Below are 22,109 nucleotides of genomic sequence, written 5' to 3'. Positions count from 1 at the left end.
TACGACAATACCTGTCGTGAACCAAACCAAATAACAACATTAAATTTGCATAAAAACAAATATACTATAAACAGTATAAATAATTGTTAATATAAAATCAGTATGATATGGATAAAATTATTAATGTTAAAACAAGTAAATTTTATATAAATACATTGTCACCGCTTTTTAAATATCAAAATAAAAAAGGAGAATTTGTAAAGCCTAATTATTTTGTAAAATTATATTAAATCCCCCAACAATAACCCCAATTTTTGAGGGTAAACCGATAACTAATATAATATTATGTTATCGGTTTTTTATTTAAAACAATTTTATAAAGAAATTCAAATAATTGAATATTAACTATCAACCGTAGAATTGTACAAATTTTAATTTGCACAATTTTTACACCTAATTAATTTTGTAACTTCGCAGCACAAAATATTAATTTGTGGAAAAATCAAACGAAAATTCAATCAACATAAACAAATACATTAGCAGTACTGGTATTTGCTCACGTAGAGAGGCCGAAAAGTTTATTGTTGATGGAAAAGTAACCATTAATGGAAAAATTACCCAATTAGGCAATCGTGTTTATAATGGAGATGTAGTTAAAGTTAATGGTACACTTTTACAGTCTAAACCAAAAACTCTTTATATTGCTTACAATAAACCAGTTGGTATTGTTTGTACTACAGATGCTAAAGAACGTTTTAATATTGTAAAAGCGATAGGACATGAAGATCGTTTGTTTCCAATTGGTCGTTTAGACAAACCTTCGGAAGGACTTATCTTTTTAACCAACGATGGCGATATTGTAAACAAAATTTTACGTGCTGGCAATAACCATCAAAAGGAATATATTGTTTCTGTAAACAAACCTATTACTTCAGAATTTATCCAAAGAATGGGCAATGGCATTCCAATTTTAGGAACTGTAACTAAAAAATGTTATGTAGAACAACTTAATAAAAACACCTTCAAAATTATTTTAACTCAAGGCTTGAACAGACAAATTCGTCGTATGTGCGAATATTTAGATTTTGAAGTTACCAAGTTAAAACGTACCCGAATTATGAATGTTGATTTGGGTAATTTAGAAGAAGGAAACTGGAGAGAATTGACAGATGATGAAATGGCTATTATCAATAAAATGGTTTCGTCTTCAACCAAAACTGAAGAAGCTTCAACAGACACTCAGAAAAAAAAGAAGCCTCAGTCTAAAAAACCTCAACTTAAAAATAAAAACAATAAAAAGTTCATTCCAAAAAACAGTAAAAAATACCAACCAAAACAAGGAAGACGAAAATAAAACTTTCTAACTTTTTACTTTTTACTTTAAAACTTATTATAACTATCTTTGCCAACTATGCAATTTGAACTAAAAACAAAAGATCCTCATAGCAAAGCTAGAGCAGGAGTAATAACTACCGACCACGGTACTATTGAGACACCCATTTTTATGCCCGTTGGTACGGTTGGAACCGTAAAAGGGGTGCATCAAACTGAACTTAAAGATGAAATTAATCCTGATATTATATTAGGAAACACATACCATTTATATTTACGTCCGCAAACAGCTATTTTAGAGCAAGCTGGAGGCTTACATAAATTTATGAATTGGGATCGAAATATTTTAACTGACAGCGGTGGATACCAAGTATATTCGCTTTCTGAAAGACGAAAAATTAAAGAAGAAGGTGTAAAATTTAAAAGTCATATCGATGGATCGTACCATACTTTTACACCAGAAAATGTGATGGAAATTCAACGTGCAATTGGTGCTGATATTATTATGGCTTTTGATGAATGTACACCCTACCCTTGCGACTACAATTACGCGAAACGATCTATGCACATGACGCACAGATGGTTAGACAGATGTATTACGCATTTAGATAAAACACCATTTAAATACGATTATAGTCAGGCGTTTTTCCCTATTGTTCAAGGAAGTACATACAAAGATTTACGCAAACAATCTGCTGAATATATTGCATCAGTTGGTGCCGAAGGAAATGCTATTGGAGGATTATCTGTAGGAGAACCTGCAGAAGAAATGTACGCAATGACAGAAGTTGTAACTGCTATTTTACCTGAAGACAAACCACGCTACTTAATGGGAGTTGGAACGCCAATAAATATTTTGGAAAACATAGCCCTTGGTATTGATATGTTTGATTGTGTAATGCCCACAAGAAATGCTAGAAACGGAATGTTGTTTACAGCTTATGGAACTATAAATATTAAAAATAAAAAGTGGGAAAATGATTTTTCGGCCATTGATGAAATGGGGATTACTTTTGTAGATACTTATTATTCAAAAGCATATTTGCGACATTTATTTGCTTCAAATGAATTGCTAGGAAAACAAATTGCTTCAATACATAATTTAGGTTTTTATTTATGGTTGGTTCGTGAGGCTAGAAAACATATATTAGCAGGCGATTTTACAGAATGGAAAAATCGTATGGTAAAACAAATGGATAATAGATTGTAAGCTTGAAGTGGGAATACCTAAGTTTTGAAAAAAATACAAAATACAAAATACAAAATACTAATTACTAGACACTAGACAACCATTGAGAATACTTGATAAATACATATTAAAAAAATATTTAAGTTCATTTGCTCTGGTACTTGCTTTGCTAATTCCAATAGCTATTGCTATTGATATATCTGAAAAAGTAGATAAGTTTTTACGTCATGCAAACCTGTCTGTTGGTGAAATTATTAGAGATTATTATGTAAATTTTGTAATAATTTATGGCAATACATTTTTGCCTTTAGCATTATTTATAGCTGTAATTTTTTTCACCTCAAAATTGGCTGGTAACACTGAAATTATTGCTATTCACTCTGCCAAAATTTCTTTTACCAGGTTTTTAAAACCTTATTTTATAGGCGCTACTTTAGTTACTGTTTTTTCTTTAGCCATGAATCATTTTGTGGTACCTAACAGTAATAAAACTTTTAGCGAATTCAACAGAACTTATATTAAAAATAAAAACCAGAACACTACATATTTATCAAATGTTAATTTACAACTAGGCCCAAACGATTATATTTTTATCAAAAATTTTACAACTGATAGAAATATGGGGTATAATTTTTCTTACGAAATATTTGATGGCAACAAATTAAAGTTCAAATTAATGAGTGATAATATTAGATGGATTGAAAAAGACAGTACATACTCTTTAATTAATTACAAAAAAAGATACATTTTTAGCGATAGAGATAGCATTAAATCTGGAACAAAATTAGATACAACTTTTAACTTTATGCCTAATGATTTAGTAAGTATTGACTATATGGCTAAAGAAATGAATTCAATAAAATTAAATGAATTTATCAACCAATCTAAAGCAAGAGGAGTTAGTAATTTAAATACTTATTTGGTTGAATTACATAAACGTACAAGTTTGCCAATTTCATCCTACATATTAACTTTATTAGCTGTTTCATTAGCATCTAAAAAGCGTAGAGGAGGCATGGGCGTTAATTTAGCAATTGGAATTTCACTCATGTTTTTGTATGTATTTTTTCTTAAAATTTCAGAAGTCTTAGGTGCTGGTGCAGATACAAATTCATTTTTTATGGTTTGGATGCCAAATCTGTTTTTTGGAGCTATCGCACTTTATTTATATATAAAAAATGCCAAAAAATAATTTAAACAACCATTTACAACTCCATCTACTTGTATTTATTTGGGGATTTACAGGTATTTTAGGAGCACTCATAAGTCTTGATGCTATCCCACTTGTATGGTACCGAATGCTATTTGGAACCCTGTTTGTTGGTGCTTATTTTTTATTTACAAAAAGATCATTTAAAATACCACCTAAAGTTATATTTAAGTTTGTTATTGGAGGTATTTTAATTGCAACACATTGGATTTTCTTTTTTTTAGCAATTAAAGTCTCAAATATTTCAGTTGCATTGGTAACATTAAGCACTGGAGCCTTATTTGCATCTTTAATTGAACCGCTATTTTTTAAAAGAAAATTAAATCCTTTAGAACTGTTTTTTGGATTAATTGTAATTTCTGGACTATATCTTATTTTTAATTTAGAAACAGATTACACTTTAGGAATTGTTTATGCCTTAATTGCTGCTTTTTTATCAGCCTTATTTACAGTATTAAACGGATTGTATATTCGCAATTACAATGCTGAAACAATTTCATTTTATCAACTACTATTTGGAGTTGTATTTATAACTATTTACATTTTTTCAACTACTGGATTTAACTTTAAACAATTTGGTTTATCTAGTTCAGATTTTATTTATTTACTTATTTTAAGCAGTATTTGTACAGCTTACGCATTTTTTGTTTCAATAAAAATTATGAAATATTTATCTCCATATACAGTAATGCTTACCATTAATTTAGAACCTGTTTATGCCATTATTTTAGCACTTATTATTTTTGGAGAAAAAGAAAAAATGAGTACTCAATTTTATTTTGGAGCACTTATTATTTTAGCAACAGTATTAACAAACGGAATATTAAAGAATAAAAAAACAATATAACTTAACAATACAAATTGATAAGTTAGTATATTTGTAGTTACATTTAGAATTAAAAAATATGGAATATTTAGATTTTGAATTGCCAATTAAAGAATTAGAAGAGCAACTTGAAAAATGCTCAATAATTGGTAAAGAAAGTGGTGTAGATGTAACTGAAAGTTGCAAAAACATTGAAAAAAAACTACTAAACACCAAAAAAGAAATTTACAAAAGTTTAACTGCTTGGCAACGTGTACAACTTTCTCGTCATCCAAACAGACCTTATACATTAGATCATATAAATTCACTTTCTGGAAATACTTTTATGGAATTACACGGAGACAGAACCGTGAAAGACGATAAAGCTATGATTGGTGGATTGGGTAAAATTGGAGATCAATCTTTTATGTTTATTGGTCAACAAAAAGGCTATAATACAAAAACCAGACAATACAGAAATTTTGGGATGTCAAACCCTGAAGGCTATAGAAAAGCTTTGCGTTTGATGAAAATGGCTGAGAAATTTGGAATTCCAGTAGTAACATTAATTGACACTCCTGGTGCTTATCCTGGTTTAGAAGCCGAAGAACGTGGTCAAGGTGAAGCCATTGCACGTAACATACTTGAAATGACACGATTAGAAGTTCCAATTATTACTGTAATAATTGGTGAAGGTGCATCTGGTGGAGCTTTAGGTATTGGCGTAGGAGACAGAGTTTATATGATGGAAAACACATGGTATTCTGTTATTTCACCTGAATCTTGCTCTTCAATTTTATGGAGAAGTTGGGAACATAAAGAAGAAGCTGCAGAAGCTTTAAAGCTAACAGCTGAAGACATGAAAAAGCAAAAATTAATTGACGGAATTATAAAAGAACCTATTGGCGGGGCACATTTTGACCGTGAAACTGCTTTTAAAGAAGTTGAAAAAACAATTTTAAAGGCTTACGACGAACTTAAAGATTTACCTGTAAAAAAGCTTATTAAACAAAGAATGGATAAGTATTTAAATATGGGCGAATTTAAAGGCTAAAAATATATTAAAACCTCTCTTTTGAGAGGTTTTTTTTATTAATTTTAGTAGATGGACATTCTTACCTCAAAACAAATTCAACTAGTAGACAAAGCTACTATCGCAATCAATAAAATTACATCTATTGACTTAATGGAGCATGCTGCAACCAGTTGCTTCAAATGGTTACATACACGCCTACAAGGGCAAAATATAAAAATCCACGTGTTTTGTGGAATTGGCAATAATGGAGGTGACGGTTTGGTAATAGCCAGACATTTAATTCAAAATGGTTATAATGTTAATTGCTATGTTGTTAATTTTAGTGAAAAGAGATCAGATGAATTTTTAGAAAATTTCAATAGATTAAAAAAAATAAGCAATTGGCCTTTAATTATTAATGGTGAAAAGGATTTCCCAAGAGTAGATTTTGAAGACATTGTGATTGATGCCATGTTTGGAAATGGACTAACTAGAAAACCAACAGGGTTTACTAAACGCTTGATTGAATACATTAATAGTACAAAAGTTTTTACCTTGGCTATAGATTTCCCTTCTGGTTTGTTTTCAGATAAATCTGTTACAGATAAAAATACCGTTTTAAAGGCTGGTCATACCTTAACTTTTCAAACTCCAAAATTAGCATTTCTTCTTCCTGAAAATAAAGATTATATCAACACCTGGGAAATTTTAGATATTGGTTTAGATGAAAATTATATAGCTTCATTAAAATCTAAAACACATTATATTATTAAAAAAAATATTACCCCGCTATATAAACCACGAAACAAATGGGATCATAAAGGTACTTTTGGTCATTCGCTTATAATTGGAGGAAGCTTTGGTAAAATTGGCGCTGTAACCTTAGCCTCAAAAGCTGCTTTAAAAATTGGCAGTGGTTTGGTAACAGCATATATCCCAAAATGTGGTTATACAATTTTACAAACAGCTATTCCTGAAGTAATGGTTGAAGTTGATGAAGATGATGCGCTTACCTATTTTAATTTTAAAACAAAAGCAACTGTTATTGGTATTGGACCTGGTATGGGAACTTCAGAAAAAACCATTGGAGGATTTGTGAAATTTATTAAAGAAAATAAATTGCCATTAGTTATAGATGCCGATGCCATAAATATTATTGCTCAAAATCAATATTTATTTCAATTTTTACCCAAAAACACCATTTTAACACCACATCCAAAAGAATTAAATCGTTTATTGGGTGATTGGAAAAATGATTACGAAAAACTGGAAAAAGCGAAGGAATTTTCGATAAAAAACAAACTTATATTGGTTATTAAAGGTGCTCATACCGTTATTATTGATGGTGAATTTATGTATTTTAATTCTACCGGAAATCCTGCATTGGCAACAGCTGGTAGTGGAGATGTATTAACGGGTATTATTACAGGATTAATAGCGCAAGGCTACAAACCTAAAAACGCTGCTATATTTGGCACTTATTTACACGGTAAAACTGCCGATATTGCAATGCAAAAAACAGGTTATGAAACATTTACAGCCTCAAATATATTAGACTATTTAGCCGATGCAATTTTAGACATATTCAATCAGGAATCACAAGATGAAATTACAGACGAAGAAGAAAATATCACATAAAAAAGGGCTTAAAATTAAAATTTTAAGCCCTTTTTTAAATATTAATAATATGATATTAGATACCTAATTCTTGTAAATAAGTAGCAATATTAGGGTCTGAAGGTCTCATTGCATTTGCCTCTACAATATTTCCATTAGGATCTACTAAAATAAATCGAGGAATACTATTGATACCGTAAGCTCTTACAAATTGAGAGTTAAAATCGTTATCTGCAAATAATTGGATTCCTCCAAGCTGCTCATTTTTAACCATTTGTAACCAACTGTCACGACTACCTCTTCTTCCATCAACATTATCTACAGAAATACTCACAAATTCAATATTTTTACCTTCAAATTTTTGCTCTAAAGCCTTTAATGATGGTATCTCACGCTTACAAGGGCCACACCAAGTTGCCCAAATATCTATATAAACATATTTACCTTTTAGATCACTTAAAGAAGTTGTTCCTCCTTTAAAATTCTCATAGTTTTCAAAAACAGGTGAAGGTTTCCCTTTTGCCAAAGCTACAGCGCTAGTGTGTATTTGTTGGTAATTATTTTCAATATAAGAAAACATCATTTGATTGCTTTTTTCAACCATATCAACTACAGTTGAATCAACCTTTTTAATATCAATTTCTGATTTTGCCAATTCAATTTTTGCTTCAGAAATCCTTGCTTTAAAATCAGCTTCTTCTAACTGAAAATAAGTATTTGGATCTGCATAAGAACTCATAAAGAAATTACGTTTTTCAATTAAATACTTATTGGTTTCAGCACCAATACCCGAATAAACAACTTGCTCATTAGAACCTTCTGGAATATCAAAATTTAAATCTAAATCATACCCATTTTTTAAATATAATGGGATTTTTTCTTCACCTATTGTCATTACATACATTCCTTCAATTACTTTTAAAGTATCTGAAAAAGTACCATTTTTTTCAACAGTTATATCTTTTAAATAATCTTTTCCTTGTACAGAAATTGCAGTTACATCGGTTGCTTTTAATTTTCCTTTGATGGATGCATAATCTTTGATACCGCCATTACAAGCTGTTAAAGCAACTGCAACAAACAATAAAAATATTTTTTTCATTTTATGTTATTTTTGAATTATTTTAAATAATCAACAAATATAATTTTTATCTATTCAAAACTTTAAAATTTTCATTATTTAACAAATAATTTTGAACTTTAATAAAGTTTTAAACTACGTTAATATGTTTACTTATTTTATTTAAATAAAAAAGCGATAGGTAAACTTCTATCGCTTTTTCAATAAATTATTTAATTAAATTCCAAATCTTCTTCTATTGTTCCAAACAGCACTTTTAGTGTTTCTAAAATCAATTGATACTGTTTTATTTCTATTTTCTTCTGTTTTAACTATTTTAGTAACTTTCATAATTTCACTATTTTTTAGATTGCAAATTTACAACCTAACCAACTTTTGAGAATTACTAATGAGATATTAAAATTTTATACTATCATAAGAAAAAACAATGGAATTAAAGTTTTGATTTTGATATTTTAACTCTTTTAATAGATATTGTATTTAAACCCAAACATTACATTTCCTTTTGGCATAGGCACTAAATTTGTTTCGGTATATGCTGCATTAAAAATATTGTTTGCAATACACGAAAATTGCATTCCGTTTTTCAAATTTGCTGAAATACTTGCATCTACTACATTATAACTTTCTCCGTCAGTACGTTCTACATATCTATATGAAATGTTTTCAGTAAAAATTGGAGAAACTTGAAAATTAAACCCTGCGTTGAATTGATGTTTTAAACTATTTAAAGAGTATTGTGTGTATTTAACATTGTTATCTAAAATATCATCATTGATATAAGTGTAAGCAATGTTTAAATTTTGATGGTATTTTATAAAATTAAAACCATAGTTTATTGAAGTTTCTATACCATTGGTTTTTACTTTACTAAAATTTGTTGTTTCCCATTTATCTTCTTCATTCTCTTTTGTCCAATCAATTAAATTCTCAGATTTTCTGTTAAAAAAAGCTACATTAAAATTAATATTTGTACCGCTAATTTTAATTCCTATTTCTTCTGCTAGTGCTGATTCTGGATCTAAATCTGCGTTTCCAATATTTATAGGACTCACATAATACATTTCAGTAAAAGTTGGTACACGATAAGTATAACCAAAATCTCCATAAATTCTAACCACATTAGAAATCTTATAACCAATATCAATTCCAGGGAATGCATGTGTTCCAAAGTCAGAAAAATAACTAACTGCAACACCCGGAGTAATATCTAAACTGTTATTAAATAAAATAAAACGTTGTTCTAAAAAACCAGTGACAGATGTTCTATCACGGTCTCCTAAATTATTACTAGACAAAGTAGCTTGTGAAACATCTACTCCTATTCCTGTTTTACCTGCTTTAGTTGAAATAACCATATTAGCTTCTGCACCTATCGTATTTGAGATATGAAAATTTCTGTAATAAGAGGGATTCTCTCTGATAAACAAATACATATCTTGGTTTCTTCTCCAATAAACACGAGGTGTTACACTCACGACTTCTGAACCATAATCGGCAGAAAGCGCAACCAAACTTGTTTGTGTTTCTTCATATTGATTTATATATTTTGGACTAGAATAAAATCCGTTGGCACCAAATTTACGTTGTGCAAAAGAAGTTACTAAATGGTAATTATTGAAATTTGATTTTACAAAAGCCATGATATTTTCAAAATCGGTATTAAATCTATACCCATCAGATTGTTGATAATTGAAGGAAGCAAAAACATCACCATCTTTAAATGTTTGACCAACAGCCGCACCAGCTTTTATGTTATTGTACGAACCGTAATTTACTGCAACATCTAAATTATTTTCAGTTACCCTTTTAGTTACAATATTAACCGCTCCAGTAAATGCATTTTGACCAAAAACGCGAGCTGCAGGACCTTTAACAATTTCAATTTTTTCAATATTACTAAAATCAACAATTCCGTTCATGTTATGATGACCAGTTTGAACATCGCTCATTTTTACACCATCAATTAGCAATAAAGTTTGGTTAAAGTTACCACCTCTAATATATAAATCGGATTGCATTCCGTCAACACCTCTTCTTCTCACATCTACACCCGTAACATTTTGTAACAAATCTGAAACATTGGTTGTTGATGAAGCTGCTAAGTCACTTGCACTAATTAAATTAACAGTTCGTGAACTTTCTTTAAAAGGAATAGAAATTCGATTGGTAGTTATTGTAACTTCTTTTAATTTAACAGTGTCTTTTTTTATAGGCTCTACTTGTGCATTTGCCTTAATTATACTTAATAATGTAAAAAGTAATAATGTAATTCTAATTTTCATAAATATTGATTTAAAAACGCTGCAAAATTAGTAACTTTCCGGACGGTTAAAATAGTCCCGATTTAAAATGATAGATAGTCCGGTTAATTCACTTTTTAAACAACTAATTAGTTTAGATAGATCTATACCACAACCCTTATATCTACAGGTCTCTGGGCAAATTGTAAATGCTATACAACGTGGTTATTTAACCAAAGGAACAATGCTACCCGGAACCCGTGTATTAAGTGAATTGTTAAAAGTACATAGAAATACTTCAGTTGCTATTTACGAAGAATTAGCTTCTCAAGGTTGGGTTGAAATTATACCAAATAAAGGCACATTTGTTATAGAACCAGAACATAAAACAGCAAAAATAAAAGCAACTTCTCAAAAAATAAATGAAGCCTATACCTATGCTAAAACAACAGGATTTCCTTTTCAAAAGTCATTTCATTTAGCTTCAACCGTTCAGCTTACAAATGCAAAATACACCATTAACGAAGGTAAACCAGATTTACGCTTGCATCCTGTACATCAATTTACAAGGTGGTATAGTGCTGCTATGAAACGAAAAACATTGATAAATAAATGGAATAGAACAGACGAATTTTACAATACTGTATTCCAAACTCAACTATGTAATTACTTAAATGCAACAAGAGGTTTTCATATCAATCCTAATAACCTAATAAATACACGAAGTACAGAAATGAGTTTGTACGTTGTATCTCAACTCTTAATAAAACCTAACGACATTGTATTAGTAGGACATTTAAGTAACTATGCCTCAAACATGATTTTTCAACAAGTTGGCGCAAGCATTAAAACAATTCCTATAGATAAAGATGGTTTAGATATTGAGTATATAAAAAAACATTTTGTAAAACATCGTATTAGATGTGTATATATTTGTGCCCATAGAGATTATCCAACAGTTGTAACATTAAGTGCCGAACGCCGCTTACAACTGCTGCAACTTGCTAAAGAGTATGGATTTGCTATTATTGAAGATGATTTTGATTACGATTTTCAGTTTGAAGGTTCAGCAATGTTACCTATGGCAAGTTCAGATGCAAACGGAATGGTTATCTATTTAGGAAAACTGGGGCAGTCTTTGTTTCCAAGTTTTCAAACAGGATTTGTAGTAGCTCCAGAAAATTTGATTTCAGAAGCTAAGAATTATTTAGAATTACTTGATAAACAAGGCGATTTAATACAAGAACAAATGCTATCTGAATTGATTAATGAAGGTGAAATATACCGCCTCATGAAAAAGAATATTGTGGTCTATAAAAAAAGACGCGATTTTTTATGTGAACTATTAGCAAAATATTTTTTAAAAACCGCACAATGGGAAATTCCTTCAGGTGGATTAGCCATTTGGTTACAATTTCATCCTAAAATATCTTTAGTAAAACTGGCAAAAGAAGCTGAAAAAACCGATTTACATCTGCCAAAAACAATACTTTATCAGGATAAAAACACTTGTGCTATTCGTTTTGGTTTTGGACATTTAAATGAAGAAGAAATAGAAACTGTTATAATAAAATTAAAAAAGGCTTATGATAAGGTGATTTTAAAATAAAAAAACCACCTGTAATTGTCTAAACTTAAGAAATCAAAACAAAAAAGTTCATCAATCCTAATTAAAAAACTACAGATAGCTTAATAAGTAAATTAAAATAAAACGGTTTATTTCAATTCTTTTCTTAATTCTTTAGCTTTTAAAGAAGCCTTTAGATTTCTTTCAATAACATGTCCTGGTCTACTCCACTTTACATTTTCTTCATTTTCCAGTAACGATTTACGAATTTTAAATTTACCCGTATTGTCTTTCACTTTTTCAGTTGGAGTTAAGCCTAATATATTAAACATTTCTGCATCTTTATCTTCACCTGGGTTTGGAGTGGTTAATAATTTATCCCCAGCAAAAATTGAAGAAGCTCCAGCCATAAAGCATAAAGCTTGTGCTTCTGTACTCATTTGTGTTCTTCCTGCAGACAATCTAACAGTTGTTTTTGGCATTACAATTCTTGTAGTTGCAATCATCCTAATCACATCCCAAGATGGTACAATTTGCTGATCTTCCAAAGGCGTTCCTTCAACCGGAACCAATGCATTAATTGGAACAGCATCTGGCTGTGGATTTAATTTTGACAAACTAACCAACATACCTGCTCTATCTTCAACACTTTCACCCATACCTATAATACCACCAGAACAAACTTTAAGCGCACCTTTTCTAACATTTTCAAGCGTTTGTAACCTGTCTTCATAACCTCGGGTTGAAATTACTTCTTTGTAATATTCTTCTGAAGTGTCTAAATTGTGATTGTAATAGTGCAAACCTGCATCAGCCAAACGTACAGCTTGACTTTCAGTAATCATACCAAGTGTACAGCAAACTTCCATATTTAGTTCGCTAATACCTCTAACCATTTTTAATACACTTTCAAAATCTTCACCTTCTTGTACATTTCTCCAGGCAGCTCCCATACAAACACGAGAAGAACCATTTTCTTTTGCTTTTTTTGCCAAACCAATAACAGTTTCTACAGGCATTAAATCGTTCTTTTCAATTCCAGTTTGATAACGAGCAGCTTGCGGACAGTAACCACAATCTTCTGGACAACTTCCTGTTTTAATTGAAATAAGTGTACTAACCTGAATTTTTAATGGGTCATGAGACTGTCGGTGTACTTGTGCAGCTTCATAAATCAACTCCATTAAAGGTTTATTGTAAATTTCTAATATTTGTTCCTTGGTGTAATTAATCATAACAATTTTATTTTAAAAATTCAAAATTATTTAATTCTATCTAATTAAACTAATGAAATTAATAAACTAACAGCATTACCTCCAAAACCTAATGCGTTAACTAATATCTTTTTTATTTTTTTAGGTGATATATTATTTTCCCAAAAAGGCACATTAATAAACTATTTATTTTGAAGCGTTAATATATCAAAACCACCTGATACATCTAATTTATACCCAATTTTAAATTTATTAGATATTGAAGCAGGCATTTTAATTTACACATGTTCTTTCTGTAAATTTTTGTTTTAATTTTATTGGAAATCTTATAGGCTAAAATCAAAAAAACCCGAACAAATGTTCGGGTTTTTTAATTATTTATGCTTCTCCAGTAGGACCAAAATTCATTGGTATTGGAGGTTGTTCATAATCTTTAATTTCACCATGAGCTTTCTCAAACCTTTTCACATTTTCAGCAAGTGCTTTTACTAAACGCTTGGCATGCTGAGGTGTTAAAATAATTCTAGATTTTACCTTTGCCTTTGGTTGCCCTGGCATTACACTGATAAAATCAACAATAAATTCTGAAACTGAATGATTGATAATTGCCAAATTAGAATAAGTTCCTTCGGCAGTTTTGTCATCTAACTCAATATTTATTTGTCCTTCTTTTATAGGTTTTTGATCACTCATAACTACATTTTTGCGTCCATTTCTTCTTGAGAACCAACAATAATATTGTCGTAAATTCTCATTCCAGTTCCTGCTGGTATACGTTTACCAACAATTACATTTTCTTTCAATCCTTCTAAATCATCTACTTTACCACTAACAGCAGCTTCGTTTAACACTTTAGTCGTTTCTTGGAAAGATGCAGCAGAAATAAACGATTTAGTTTGTAATGATGCTCTTGTAATACCTTGTAAAATTTGTTCAGCCGTTGCTGGTTGTGCATCACGCGCTACAACCAATTCTTTATCTTCTCTTCTCAATACAGAGTTTTCATCTCTTAATTGACGAGGCGTAATAATTTGACCTACTTTAATTTTAGAAGAATCACCAGCGTTTTCAACAACTTTCATTCCGTAAACTTCATCATTTTCTTCAATAAAGTCATTTTTATGAACCAATTGTCCTTCTAAGAATAACGTATCTCCAGAGTCAATAATTTTAACTTTACGCATCATTTGACGTACAACTACCTCAAAGTGTTTATCGTTAATTTTCACCCCTTGTAAACGGTATACCTCTTGAATTTCATTTACTAAAAACTCTTGAACTTTACCTGGACCTTCAATATTTAAAATATCATCAGGTGTTACAGATCCTTCAGAAAGTGGCATACCAGCTTTGATATAATCGTTTTCTTGAACTAAAATTTGATTAGATAATTTGATTAAGTATCTCTTAACTTCACCTAATTTAGATTCAACAACAATTTCACGGTTACCTCTTTTAATTTTACCAAAAGAAACTACACCATCAATTTCAGAAACAACTGCTGGATTAGAAGGATTACGTGCTTCAAATAATTCTGTTACACGAGGTAAACCTCCAGTAATATCCCCAGATCTTCCAGATTTACGTGGTATTTTTACAATAACTGCACCAGACTCAATTTTCTCTCCATCTTCAACGATTAAGTGAGCACCTACTGGTAAATTGTATGATCTAATTGTTTCTCCTTTTTTATCTTTCAATAATAAAGTTGGAATTGTTTTCTTATTTTTAGATTCGATAATTACTTTTTCTTGGAAACCTGTTTGTTCGTCAATTTCCACTAAATAATTAACACCTCTCTCAATATCCTCAAATTGTATTGTACCTGCAAATTCAGAAACAATAACACCATTAAATGGATCCCACTTACAAATTACGTCACCTCTATTTAATTTTTGACCATCAGTAACATAAATATATGATCCGTAAGGAATATTATTACTACTTAATGTCAATCCTGATTTTTCATCAATAATTTTTACTTCTGAAGTTCTTGAAATTACAATATCAGCATCATTACCTTCATTGTCTTTTCCTTTAACAGTATGTAAATCTTCAATTGAAGTGATACCAGCAAACTTAGTGTCTAACGTATTAATTTCTGAAATGTTACCAGCAACCCCTCCAACGTGGAATGTTCTTAGTGTTAACTGTGTACCAGGCTCTCCAATTGATTGTGCTGCTACAACTCCAACTGCTTCACCAATTTGAACCATTTTATGTGTAGACAAACTGTGTCCATAACACTTAGAACAGATACCTTTTTTAGATTCACAAGTTAAAGCTGAACGTACTTCAACACTTACAATAGGTGAATTTTCAATACGTTTTGCAATTTCAGATGAAATTTCTTCACCAGATTTCACATATATTTCTTCAGAAATTGGATCAATAACATCATGTAATGATACACGTCCATCAATTCTTTCACTTAAAGTTTCAACAATTTCATCGTTCTTTTTAAGAGCTTCAACATTTAAACCTCTTAAAGTACCACAATCAAACTCGTTGATAATAACATCTTGAGAAACATCAACCAAACGACGTGTTAAATAACCCGCATCGGCTGTTTTTAATGCCGTATCGGCAAGACCTTTACGAGCACCGTGCGTTGAGATAAAGTATTCAAGAATTGATAAACCTTCCTTAAAGTTAGATAAAATTGGGTTTTCAATAATTTCTCCACCACTAGCTGTAGATTTTTTAGGCTTTGCCATCAAACCACGCATACCTGTTAACTGACGAATTTGCTCTTTAGAACCCCTTGCTCCAGAATCAAGCATCATAAATACCGAGTTGAATCCTTGTTGATCTTCACGCAAACGTTTCATAGAAAGTTCTGTTAAACGGTTGTTTGTAGAACCCCAAATGTCAATTACCTGATTGTAACGCTCTTTATTTGTAAGCATACCCATATTATAGTTAACCATAATATTTTCAACTTGAGCATTTGCTTCAGCAATCATTGTATGTTTTTCTGGCGGAATAATGATATCACCCAAACTGAATGATAAACCACCTTGGAAAGCGAATGAGTATCCCATTCCTTTCATATCATCTAAGAATTTCCCAGTTGTAGGAACATCAGTAACATTTAAAATACGACCAATAATATCTCTTAATGATTTTTTATTTAAAACTTCGTTGATATAACCTGCAGCTTCTGGAACTACTTCGTTAAATAAAACTCTACCAACGGTAGTTTCAATAATTTGATTTACTAACTTACCTTCTGCATTAAAATCTTTTGTTCTAACTTTAATAATTGCATTTAGGTCTACTGCTTTTTCATTAAAAGCAATTGTAACTTCTTCAGGAGAATAGAATGTCAATCCTTCACCTTTTACAGGAACTTCAGGAGTTGATTTTCTTGCTTTGGTCATATAGTACAGACCCAAAACCATATCCTGAGATGGTACTGTAATAGGCGCACCGTTAGCAGGATTTAAAATATTATGAGAAGCCAATAACAACAATTGAGCCTCTAAAATAGCTTCTGGTCCTAATGGTAAATGTACCGCCATTTGATCCCCATCAAAATCGGCGTTGAAAGCCGTACATACCAATGGGTGTAATTGAATTGCTTTTCCTTCAATTAATTTTGGTTGAAAAGCTTGAATACCCAAACGGTGTAATGTAGGAGCACGGTTTAATAATACAGGATGTCCTTTTAAAACATTCTCTAAAATATCCCATACTACTGGTTCTCTTTTATCTATAATTTTCTTTGCAGATTTTACTGTTTTTACAATACCTCTTTCAATTAACTTTCTAATTACAAAAGGTTTGTATAATTCAGCTGCCATATCTTTTGGCAATCCACACTCAGATAATTTTAATTCTGGTCCAACAACAATTACAGAACGTGCAGAATAATCAACACGTTTTCCTAAAAGGTTTTGACGGAAACGTCCTTGTTTACCTTTTAATGAATCTGATAATGATTTTAACGGACGGTTAGATTCGGTTTTTACTGCTGAAGATTTACGTGTATTGTCAAACAATGAATCTACTGATTCTTGTAACATACGTTTTTCGTTACGTAAAATAACTTCAGGAGCTTTAATTTCAACCAAACGTTTTAAACGATTGTTACGAATAATTACTCTTCGGTATAAATCATTTAAATCTGAAGTTGCAAATCTACCACCATCTAATGGTACTAATGGACGTAATTCTGGTGGTGTTACCGGAATCACTTTCATAATCATCCATTCTGGACGATTTTCTCTATTTTTGTTAGCGTCTCTAAAGTTTTCAACTACGTTTAATCTTTTAAGCGCTTCTGTTTTACGCTGCTTAGATGTTTCAGTATTTGCTTTATGACGTAATTCATAAGACAATTCGTCTAAATCAATACGATTGAATAAATCAATTAAACATTCAGCTCCCATTTTAGCTATAAACTTATCTGGGTCGTTGTCATCTAAATATTGGTTTTCGATAGGGAAAGTTTCAAGAATATCTAAATATTCTTCTTCTGTAAGGAAATCCATTTTTTGCAATGGTTCACCATCAGCATTTTTTGCGCCAGCTGGTTGTATTACTACATAACGTTCGTAGTAAATAATCATATCTAACTTTTTAGATGGTAAACCTAAAAGGTATCCCATTTTGTTAGGTAACGATTTAAAATACCAAATATGTGCAACAGGAACAACTAAGTTTATGTGTCCTACTCTATCTCTACGTACTTTTTTCTCAGTAACTTCTACCCCACAACGGTCACAAACGATTCCTTTATAACGAATTCTCTTGTATTTTCCACAAGCACATTCAAAATCTTTGATAGGTCCAAAAATACGCTCACAAAATAAACCATCTCTTTCTGGTTTATGCGTACGGTAATTAATGGTTTCTGGTTTTAATACTTCTCCGTTTGATTTTTCAAGAATTGCTTCTGGAGATGATAAACCAATTGAAATTTTATTAAACTTTTTTACAGTGTATTTATCGGTTTTTCTTGCCATAATAATGATGGATTCGAATTTTAAAAATGTAAAAATATATAACAGTTAGAAGGACAAGCCTCCTAACTGTCTAATTGTTATTCCTCTAATCTAACGTCTAGACCAAGCCCTCTAAGCTCGTGCATTAATACGTTAAATGATTCTGGCAATCCAGGTTCTGGCATCGCATCACCTTTAACAATAGCCTCATAAGTTTTAGCTCTACCTAAAACATCATCAGATTTTACTGTTAAGATTTCACGAAGTATACTTGATGCTCCATAAGCTTCAAGTGCCCAAACCTCCATCTCTCCAAAACGTTGACCACCAAACTGAGCTTTACCACCCAATGGTTGTTGCGTAATTAATGAGTATGGACCAATAGAACGTGCGTGCATTTTATCATCAATCATATGACCTAATTTGATCATATAAATAACTCCAACTGTTGCTTTTTGATCAAAACGTTGACCTGTACCACCGTCATATAAATAAGTGTGTCCAAATTCTGGCACACCAGCTTTATTTGTTAATTCAGTGATTTGTTCAATTGTTGCACCGTCAAAAATTGGTGTAGCATATTTAGTTCCTAATTTTTGACCTGCCCATCCTAGAACAGTTTCATAAATTTGACCAATATTCATACGAGAAGGTACACCAAGTGGATTTAATACAATATCTACTGGAGTTCCATCTTCTAAGAAAGGCATATCTTCTTGACGAACAATACGAGCAACAATACCTTTGTTACCGTGACGTCCAGCCATTTTATCACCAACCTTTAATTTACGTTTTTTAGCAATATAAATTTTTGCTAATTTTAAAATACCTGCTGGTAACTCATCTCCTACAGAAACAGTAAATTTCTCACGACGTAAAGAACCTTGTAAGTCGTTTACTTTAATTTTATAGTTATGAATTAATTCTGTTACAAGTACGTTTAAATCTTCATCAGTAGTCCAAGTTCCTTTAGTTAAATAACTATAATCTGGAACAGAGTTTAACATTTTTAATGTAAACTTTTTACCTTTTTGAAGTATTTCTTCACCTAAATCATTCATTACTCCTTGTGAAGTTTTACCACTTACTAAGGTGAATAATTTATCAATTAAAACAGTTTGTAACTCTTCTAATTTTGCAGCGTATTTATTTTCTAAATTAGAAATACTTACTTTATCTTGACTGCGTTTAGATTTATCTTTAACCGCACGTTCAAATAATTTTTTATCAATTACAACACCTCTTAATGATGGAGAAGCTTTTAAAGATGCATCTTTTACATCACCAGCTTTATCACCAAAAATAGCTCTTAATAATTTTTCTTCAGGTGTAGGGTCTGATTCTCCTTTTGGAGTAATTTTACCAATTAAGATATCACCAGGTTTTACTTCAGCACCAATACGAATCATTCCATTTTCATCCAGATCCTTAGTAGCATCTTCAGAGACATTTGGAATATCATTTGTTAATTCTTCAGCACCTAATTTAGTATCTCTAACTTCTAATGAATACTCATCAATATGAATTGAGGTAAAGATATCTTCTTTAACAACTTTTTCAGAAATTACAATCGCATCCTCAAAGTTATACCCTTTCCAAGGCATAAAGGCTACTTTCATATTTCTACCCAAAGCTAACTCACCTTGTTGTGTTGCATACCCTTCACAAAGTACCTGACCTTCTTCTACTCTATCACCTTTTTTAACAATTGGTTTTAGGTTAATTGAAGTTCCTTGGTTTGTTTTTCTGAATTTAATTAAGTTGTATGATTTAGTATCACTTTCAAAACTAACCATACGCTCTTCATCAGTCTTGTCGTATTTTATTTCAATGATATTAGCATCTACATATTCAACAACACCAGCACCTTCAGCATTCATTAAAATTCTAGAATCTTTTGCAACTCTAAATTCTAATCCGGTACCAACAATTGGAGATTCAGGTTGTAACAATGGTACAGCCTGACGCATCATGTTAGATCCCATCAAAGCACGGTTTGCATCATCATGCTCCAAAAATGGAATTAGCGATGCAGAAATTGAAGCAATTTGGTTTGGAGCAACATCCATAAAGTTTACCTGATTTGGATCAACTACAGGATAATCGGCTTCCTCACGCACAATAACTTTTTCAGAAACAAATCTACCAGCATCATCTAAAGGAAGATTTGACTGGGCAAATTTCATTCCTTCTTCTTCTTCAGCACTTAAATAATTTGGTTCATCAGTAATATTTACATTACCATCAACAACTTCTCTATAAGGAGTTTCAATAAATCCTAAATTATTAACTTTTGCAAAAACTGCTAAAGATGAAATCAAACCAATGTTTGGTCCCTCAGGAGTTTCAATTGGACATAAACGACCGTAGTGTGTATAGTGAACATCTCGCACCTCAAAACCAGCTCTTTCTCTAGATAAACCTCCAGGTCCTAATGCTGATAATCTACGTTTATGTGTAATCTCTGCCAATGGATTTGTTTGATCCATAAACTGAGATAATTGGTTAGTTCCGAAGAATGAGTTAATAACCGATGATAATGTTTTAGCATTGATCAAGTCAATTGGTGTAAACACCTCATTATCACGTACATTCATACGCTCACGAATGGTACGAGCCATACGAGATAAACCAACACCAAACTGACTAGCTAATTGCTCACCTACAGTTCTAACACGACGGTTAGATAAGTGGTCAATATCATCAACTTCAGCTTTAGAATTTACTAATTTTATCAAGTTTTTGATAATAGTAATAATATCTTCTTTAGTTAAAACTTTGGCATCTATACTAGTGTCTAAGCCTAACTTTTTATTCATTCTATAACGACCAACTTCACCTAAATTATAACGTTGCTCAGAGAAAAATAATTTATCGATAATTCCCTTAGCAGTTTCAAAATCTGGTGGTTCAGCGTTACGTAACTGTCTGTATATATGTTCAACAGCCTCTTTTTCAGAGTTTGTTGGATCTTTTTGTAAAGTGTTATGAATAATTGCATAATCTGCCATTTCATTATCTTCTTTATGAAGTAAAATGGTTTTTGCACCAGAATCTACAATTTCATCTATTTGTTCTTTTTCTAAAATGGTGTCTCTATCTAAAACAATTTCATTTCTTTCAATAGAAACAACCTCGCCAGTATCTTCATCAACAAAGTCTTCAAACCAAGTTTTTAAAACACGCGCAGCTAATTTTTTACCAATATATTTTTTAAGTCCACTTTTTGAAACTTTAATTTCTTCAGCAAGATCAAAAATTTCTAAAATATCTTTATCTCTTTCATAACCAATTGCTCTAAACAAAGTAGTTACAGGTAATTTTTTCTTTCTATCAATATAAGCATACATTACTTGATTGATATCAGTTGCAAACTCTATCCAAGAACCTTTAAAAGGAATTACTCTCGCAGAATATAATTTTGTTCCGTTTGCGTGGAATGATTGCCCAAAGAATACGCCTGGTGAACGGTGTAATTGAGAAACTACAACTCTTTCAGCCCCATTAATTACAAAAGTACCACTATGAGTCATATAAGGTATTGTACCTAAATATACATCTTGAACAATAGTTTCAAAATCTTCGTGTTCAGGGTCAGTACAATATAACTTTAAACGTGCTTTTAAAGGAACACAATATGTTAAACCTCTTTCAATACATTCTTGAATTGAATATCTTGGAGGGTCTACAAAGTAGTCTATAAACTCTAACACAAATTGGTTACGAGTATCTGTAATTGGGAAGTTATCTAGGAAGGTTTTATACAACCCTTCCGTACTTCTTTCGTCAGCTTTGGTTTTTAATTGGAAGAAATCTTGAAAAGATTTTACTTGAATATCTAAAAAATCAGGATATTCAGTAACCAATTTAGCTGAGGCAAAGTTTATTCTTTCGGTGAAATTTTTTAGTGCCAATGGACAAAACTTTAAGTTAAAAAAACTATTAAA

The 22,109-nt window shown here is 31.1% G+C and carries 13 protein-coding genes; 7 read left to right on the top strand and 6 right to left on the bottom strand.

Features of this window, described 5'->3' with window-relative positions; genetic code table 11:
- Positions 1 to 433: 433 nt before the first annotated feature.
- The 6 genes from rluF to EC396_RS02795 all read left to right on the top strand — a co-directional run bounded on the left by rluF (position 434) and on the right by EC396_RS02795 (position 7,129).
- Complete coding sequence (rluF, locus tag EC396_RS02820; RefSeq protein WP_129365187.1) at positions 434 to 1,294, top strand: 23S rRNA pseudouridine(2604) synthase RluF; 861 nt, start codon at positions 434 to 436, stop codon at positions 1,292 to 1,294.
- A 57-nt stretch (positions 1,295 to 1,351) separates the two neighbouring features.
- Positions 1,352 to 2,482 (top strand): tRNA guanosine(34) transglycosylase Tgt, encoded by a 1,131-nt coding sequence (gene tgt, locus EC396_RS02815; RefSeq protein ID WP_129365186.1) that lies wholly within the window; start codon positions 1,352 to 1,354, stop codon positions 2,480 to 2,482.
- Between the two features lie 82 nt (positions 2,483 to 2,564).
- Positions 2,565 to 3,653, top strand: a complete 1,089-nt coding sequence (locus tag EC396_RS02810) for an LptF/LptG family permease (RefSeq protein ID WP_129365185.1) — start codon at positions 2,565 to 2,567, stop codon at positions 3,651 to 3,653.
- A complete protein-coding gene (locus EC396_RS02805; RefSeq protein WP_129365184.1) occupies positions 3,640 to 4,518 on the top strand; it encodes a DMT family transporter in 879 nt (292 codons plus the stop codon). Before EC396_RS02810 ends, EC396_RS02805 begins: the two co-directional genes overlap by 14 nt.
- Before the next feature lie 58 nt (positions 4,519 to 4,576).
- Positions 4,577 to 5,530: an acetyl-CoA carboxylase carboxyltransferase subunit alpha gene (locus EC396_RS02800; RefSeq protein ID WP_129365183.1), complete on the top strand. Its 954-nt coding sequence runs from the start codon at positions 4,577 to 4,579 to the stop codon at positions 5,528 to 5,530.
- 51 nt (positions 5,531 to 5,581) lie between these two features.
- Positions 5,582 to 7,129: an NAD(P)H-hydrate dehydratase gene (locus tag EC396_RS02795; protein ID WP_129365182.1), complete on the top strand. Its 1,548-nt coding sequence runs from the start codon at positions 5,582 to 5,584 to the stop codon at positions 7,127 to 7,129.
- A 55-nt stretch (positions 7,130 to 7,184) separates the two neighbouring features.
- On the opposite strand, the gene EC396_RS02790 is transcribed toward EC396_RS02795, so the two are convergent.
- Positions 7,185 to 8,210, bottom strand: a complete 1,026-nt coding sequence (locus EC396_RS02790) for a TlpA disulfide reductase family protein (protein WP_240665623.1) — start codon at positions 8,208 to 8,210, stop codon at positions 7,185 to 7,187.
- A 443-nt stretch (positions 8,211 to 8,653) separates the two neighbouring features.
- Complete coding sequence (locus tag EC396_RS02785; protein WP_129365181.1) at positions 8,654 to 10,474, bottom strand: TonB-dependent receptor; 1,821 nt, start codon at positions 10,472 to 10,474, stop codon at positions 8,654 to 8,656.
- A 67-nt stretch (positions 10,475 to 10,541) separates the two neighbouring features.
- Here EC396_RS02785 and EC396_RS02780 point away from each other — a divergent pair, with 67 nt between their 5' ends.
- Positions 10,542 to 12,041: a PLP-dependent aminotransferase family protein gene (locus EC396_RS02780; protein WP_129365180.1), complete on the top strand. Its 1,500-nt coding sequence runs from the start codon at positions 10,542 to 10,544 to the stop codon at positions 12,039 to 12,041.
- A gap of 107 nt (positions 12,042 to 12,148) precedes the next feature.
- Here EC396_RS02780 and bioB read toward each other — a convergent pair whose 3' ends face one another.
- From bioB to rpoB, 4 genes are all read right to left on the bottom strand, one after another.
- Positions 12,149 to 13,234 (bottom strand): biotin synthase BioB, encoded by a 1,086-nt coding sequence (gene bioB, locus EC396_RS02775; RefSeq protein WP_205757899.1) that lies wholly within the window; start codon positions 13,232 to 13,234, stop codon positions 12,149 to 12,151.
- 357 nt (positions 13,235 to 13,591) lie between these two features.
- The gene (locus EC396_RS02770) at positions 13,592 to 13,906 is read right to left on the bottom strand and encodes a DUF3467 domain-containing protein (RefSeq protein ID WP_129365178.1); all 315 of its coding nucleotides are present in this window, start codon (positions 13,904 to 13,906) and stop codon (positions 13,592 to 13,594) included.
- 2 nt (positions 13,907 to 13,908) lie between these two features.
- Positions 13,909 to 18,183 (bottom strand): DNA-directed RNA polymerase subunit beta', encoded by a 4,275-nt coding sequence (rpoC, locus tag EC396_RS02765; RefSeq protein ID WP_129365177.1) that lies wholly within the window; start codon positions 18,181 to 18,183, stop codon positions 13,909 to 13,911.
- 77 nt (positions 18,184 to 18,260) lie between these two features.
- The gene (gene rpoB, locus EC396_RS02760) at positions 18,261 to 22,076 is read right to left on the bottom strand and encodes a DNA-directed RNA polymerase subunit beta (protein WP_129365176.1); all 3,816 of its coding nucleotides are present in this window, start codon (positions 22,074 to 22,076) and stop codon (positions 18,261 to 18,263) included.
- Positions 22,077 to 22,109 lie beyond the last annotated feature (33 nt).

The sequence above is a fragment of the Lutibacter sp. HS1-25 genome, from assembly GCF_004121075.1.
GTDB lineage: Bacteria > Bacteroidota > Bacteroidia > Flavobacteriales > Flavobacteriaceae > Lutibacter.
Note: the sequence above shows the minus strand (reverse complement) of the source record. Positions and strands in the feature narration are given on the sequence as shown.